The sequence below is a fragment of the Falsiroseomonas sp. RANM36 genome (assembly GCF_056682175.1).
Window position 1 is genome coordinate 321,593 of sequence record NZ_JBWXTD010000005.1, and the last position, 3,961, is coordinate 325,553.

At 74.1% G+C, this 3,961-nt stretch carries 5 protein-coding genes; 4 read left to right on the forward strand and 1 reads right to left on the reverse strand.

Translation table 11 applies throughout. The features are described 5' to 3' along the window. Together AC1MIR_RS19550 and AC1MIR_RS19555 are read left to right on the forward strand one after the other, a co-directional pair. Window positions 1-620 (forward strand): CheR family methyltransferase (locus AC1MIR_RS19550; RefSeq protein WP_480029860.1); only part of this gene is annotated, 620 nt, incomplete at its 5' end. A gap of 41 nt (window positions 621-661) precedes the next feature. After that, window positions 662-1,288, forward strand: a complete 627-nt coding sequence (locus AC1MIR_RS19555) for an MSMEG_1061 family FMN-dependent PPOX-type flavoprotein (RefSeq protein WP_480029861.1) — start codon at window positions 662-664, stop codon at window positions 1,286-1,288. A 63-nt stretch (window positions 1,289-1,351) separates the two neighbouring features. Here AC1MIR_RS19555 and ctrA read toward each other — a convergent pair whose 3' ends face one another. Further along, the gene (gene ctrA / locus AC1MIR_RS19560; protein WP_480030226.1) at window positions 1,352-2,080 is read right to left on the reverse strand and encodes a response regulator transcription factor CtrA; all 729 of its coding nucleotides are present in this window, start codon (window positions 2,078-2,080) and stop codon (window positions 1,352-1,354) included. Between the two features lie 114 nt (window positions 2,081-2,194). Between ctrA and AC1MIR_RS19565 the strand changes: the two genes are divergently transcribed. Both AC1MIR_RS19565 and AC1MIR_RS19570 read left to right on the forward strand, forming a co-directional pair. Beyond that, the gene (locus tag AC1MIR_RS19565; RefSeq protein WP_480029862.1) at window positions 2,195-3,550 is read left to right on the forward strand and encodes a FliI/YscN family ATPase; all 1,356 of its coding nucleotides are present in this window, start codon (window positions 2,195-2,197) and stop codon (window positions 3,548-3,550) included. Next, on the forward strand, window positions 3,540-3,961 hold a 422-nt coding region (locus tag AC1MIR_RS19570), incomplete at its 3' end, for a hypothetical protein (RefSeq protein ID WP_480029863.1). The genes AC1MIR_RS19565 and AC1MIR_RS19570, both read left to right, overlap by 11 nt.

The window sequence follows — 3,961 nt, forward strand, 5'->3', positions numbered from 1 at the left end:
CACGCATGAATCGCGCTTCTTCCGCGCCGGGCGCCCCTTCGAGCATCCCCGCGGCCTGCGGCCGCGGCCTCGCCGCCGGCAAGGCGCCGGGCGAGCGCGTGCGGGTCTGGTCGGCCGCCTGCTCCACCGGGCAGGAGCCCTATTCCATCGCGATGCTGGCGCAGGAGACGCTCGGCGCCGGCGCGGCGCGGGGCGTCGAGATCCTCGGCACCGACATCTCGGGCGAGGTGCTGGCGCGCGCGCGCGAGGGCGCCTTCAGCCAGTTCGAGGTGCAGCGCGGCCTGCCGATCCGCGCGCTGATGACGCATTTCGCGCAGGAGGGCGCGCGCTGGCGGCTGAAGCCCGAGCTGCGCGGGATGGTGCGCTTCGAGGAGCGCAACCTGATGGCGGATTGCGGCGCGCTGGGGCGTTTCGACGTGATCTTCTGCCGCAACGTGCTGATCTACTTCGACAGCCCGACCAAGACGCGCGTGCTGGAGATGCTGGCGCGGATGCTGGCGCCGCAGGGCGTGCTCTATCTCGGCGCGGCGGAGACGGTGGTGGGCCTCACCACGCGCCGCGCGCCGCTGCCGGGAGAGCGCGGGGTCTATGGCGTGGCGGCGCAGCGGGCGGCGGCGTAACGCCGGATGACAGCGCGGGCGGCGGCTGCCATCGTCGCCGCATGGACGCGCTGACCGGGGACCCCTTCGCCATCGCCACGCCGGAGGCGCTGGACGCGATCTATGGCGCGCCGAGCGCGCTGGCGCAGGGCAAGGTGGGGGACCGGATCGGGCCGGCGACGCGCGCCTTCGTCGCGGCGAGCCCCTTCTGCCTGCTGGCGACGATCGGCGAGGCGGGGCCGCACATCACGCCGCGCGGCGACGCGCCCGGCTTCGTCGCGCTGGCGGATGACCGGACGCTCGTGCTGCCGGACCGGCGCGGCAACAACCGGCTGGATGCGCTGCGCGACATCCTGCAGGACCCGCGTGTCTCGCTGCTGTTCCTGGTGCCGGGCGCGATGGAGGCGCTGCGGGTGCATGGGCGCGCGCGGATCACCGCCGACCCGGGGCTGCGTGCGCGCCATGCCGCGCAAGGGAAGGAGCCCGCGACGCTGCTGCTCGTGACGGTGGAGAGCCTGTTCATGCAATGCGGCAAGGCGCCGATCCGCTCCCGCCTGTGGGAGGACCGGGCGCGGCCCGAGGGTCTGCCGACGATGGGCGCGCTGATCGCCGAGCACAGCGCCGGCGCGGCCGAGGCGGGCGCGGGGGATGCCGGGCTGCCGGAGACCTACCGCACGCGGCTCTACTGAATCGGCCTGACTGACCCGGCCGCGTCGCGCCGCCGGCCTGGCGGCGCGACGCGGCGGATGGGCTCAGGCGGCGGCGATGGCCGGGCGGTCGGCCGGCGGCAGGGTGATGCGCGCCGGGCTGGTCGGGTCGCGCAGCACGTAGCCGCGGCCCCAGACGGTGCCGATCAGGTCGGGCGCGCCGGCCTGGGCGAGCTTCTTGCGCAGCTTGCAGATGAAGACGTCGATGATCTTCACCTCGGGCTCGTCCATGCCGCCATAGAGGTGGTTCAGGAACGCCTCCTTGGTCAGCACGATGCCCTTGCGGAGCGTCAGCAGCTCCAGCACGGCGTATTCCTTGCCGGTCAGGTGGACGTTGGCGCCCTCCACCATGACCTCGCGCGAGCCGAGGTTCAAGGTGAGCGGCCCGACGGTGAGCGTCGGCTGGCTGAAGCCCTTGGCGCGGCGGACGATCGCCTGGATCCGCGCGATCAGCTCCTGCTGGTCGAAGGGCTTGGTGATGTAGTCGTCGGCGCCCATGCCGAAGCCCCGGACCTTGGCCTGGGGCCTTGTGAGGCCGGAGAGGATCAGGACCGGCGTCTCGATCCGGGCGGCGCGCAGCCGGCGGACGACCTCGTAGCCCTCCATGTCGGGCAGCATGAGGTCCAGAATGATGATGTCGTAATCATAAAGCCGCGCGAGTTCCAAGGATTCTTCACCCGTATCGGCTGTATCGACGATCATCGAAGCGGCCTTGAGCGCGAGCGACACGCCGCGGGCGACAATCGTATCATCCTCAACCAAAAGGACACGCATCGGTGGCACTCCCACATCCCACGCGTGCAGTGATACCATGTGCCGGGTGAAAGGGAAGCCATTTTTTTAAGAAAAAAGCTAATCCGAAGGTAAATACGTAGCAAAAATAGGACAATGACTCGTCAATCAAGATCATGCTCGACCCGATCAAAGGCGTCCCTTGCGCGGGTGCTGCTCGCACAGGTTGAGGCGTCGGAATCGCGCGGACAGCTCGCTGCAGCCGGCCCGCGCGGCCTCGAGATCGCCGGTCTGCGCCCGGCGCCCTCCCCGGGCGAGCGAATCGCCGTGCTCTCCGCCGGGCCGCCCCTGCTCGCGGAGGTCGTCGCGACCAAGCCGGAGGCGCAGCAGGCCCTGCCGCTCGGCCCCGCCGGCGGCGCCCGCGCCGGCCAGGCGGTCAGGCTGCTCGGCCCGGCGCGGCTCGACGTGACGGAGGGCTGGCTCGGCCGGGTGGTTGATCCGCTCGGCGCGCCGCTCGACGGGCGCGGGGCGCTGCCGCGCGGCGGCTGCCCGCGTCCCTTGCAGGCCGATCCGCCGCCGCCGGGGCTGCGCGCGCGGCTCGGCCCGCGCATCGGGCTCGGCGTGCGGGCGCTCGACCTGTTCTGCGCGATGCGGGAGGGGCAGCGCCTCGGCCTCTTCGCCGCCTCCGGCATCGGCAAGTCCACGCTGCTGGCGATGCTGGCCGGCGCGCCGGGCTTCGACGTGGTTGTGGTGGGCCTGGTCGGCGAGCGCGGGCGCGAGTTGCGCGAATTCATCGAGGACGATCTCGGTCCGGAGCGCCTGGCGCGCAGCGTGGTGGTCTGCGCCACCTCCGACGCCGCGGCGCCGCTGCGGCGGGAAGCGGCGCTGGCCGCGATGACCGTCGCCGAGCATTTTCGCGATGCCGGCAAGCGCGTGCTGCTGCTGCTTGACAGCGTGACGCGCTTCGCCCTCGCCTGCCGCGAGATCGGGCTTGCCGCCGGCGAGCCGCCGGCGACACGCGGCTTCCCGGCCAGCGTCTTCGCCGAGCTGCCGCGGCTGCTGGAGCGCGCCGGTCCGGGGGCGGAGGGCTGCGCGGGCTCCATCACGCTGCTGGCGACCGTGCTGGTCGAGGGCGACGACCATGACGAGCCGGTCGCCGATGCGGTGCGTGGTATCCTGGATGGCCATGTCGTGCTGGACCGCGCGATCGCGGAGCGCGGCCGCTACCCGGCGGTGGATGTGCTGCGCAGCCTGTCGCGCAGCATGCCGGGCTGCCTCGATCCCGCGCAGCGCGACCTGGTCGCGCGGGCGCGGGCCGTGCTGTCGCTGCAGCAGGAGATGGCGGAGCTGGTGCGCCTCGGCGCCTATCGCGCCGGCACCGACGCCGCCGTGGACGCGGCGCTGCGGCTCGGGCCGCGCATCGAGGCGCTGCTGCGCCAGGGCCGCGGCGAGGCGACGCCGCCGGAGGAGAGCTTCGCCCTGCTCGCGGAGGCGCTGGGCGATGCCACGTGATCCACTGGCCGTGCTGGCGAGGCTGCGGCGGCTCGATGTGGCTGCTGCGCGGCGGGAGATGGCGACACGGCAGTCGGCCCTCGCCGGTGCGGCCGCACAGGAGGCGGCGGCGAAGGCGGCCCTGGCGGCGGAGCTGCCCGGAAGCCCGGCCGACTACGCCGCCTTCCTGCCGCGCGCGCGCGCGTCACGAGACGATGCCGTGGCGGCGACGGCGCGCGCGGAGGCGGCCGCCGAAGTCGCGCGCAGCGGCCTGGCCGATGCCCGCGTCCAGGCGCGCGTCGTGGAGGCGCTGATGGCGCGCCGCGCGGACGCGGCGCGCGAGGCGGCGGCGCGGCGCGAGCCGGGGGGGCGGGGGCGCGCGGCGGCCCCCCCCCCCCCGCGGGGGGGTAGGGCGCCGGGGGGGGGCCGCCC

What these genes read in the sequence shown, in the direction of transcription:
- AC1MIR_RS19555 (WP_480029861.1), top strand. Translation starts at nt 662, where the DNA reads ATGGACGCGCTGACCGGGGACCCCTTCGCCATCGCCACGCCGGAGGCG.
- ctrA (WP_480030226.1), bottom strand. Translation starts at nt 2,080, where the DNA reads ATGCGTGTCCTTTTGGTTGAGGATGATACGATTGTCGCCCGCGGCGTG.
- AC1MIR_RS19565 (WP_480029862.1), top strand. Translation starts at nt 2,195, where the DNA reads ATGACTCGTCAATCAAGATCATGCTCGACCCGATCAAAGGCGTCCCTT.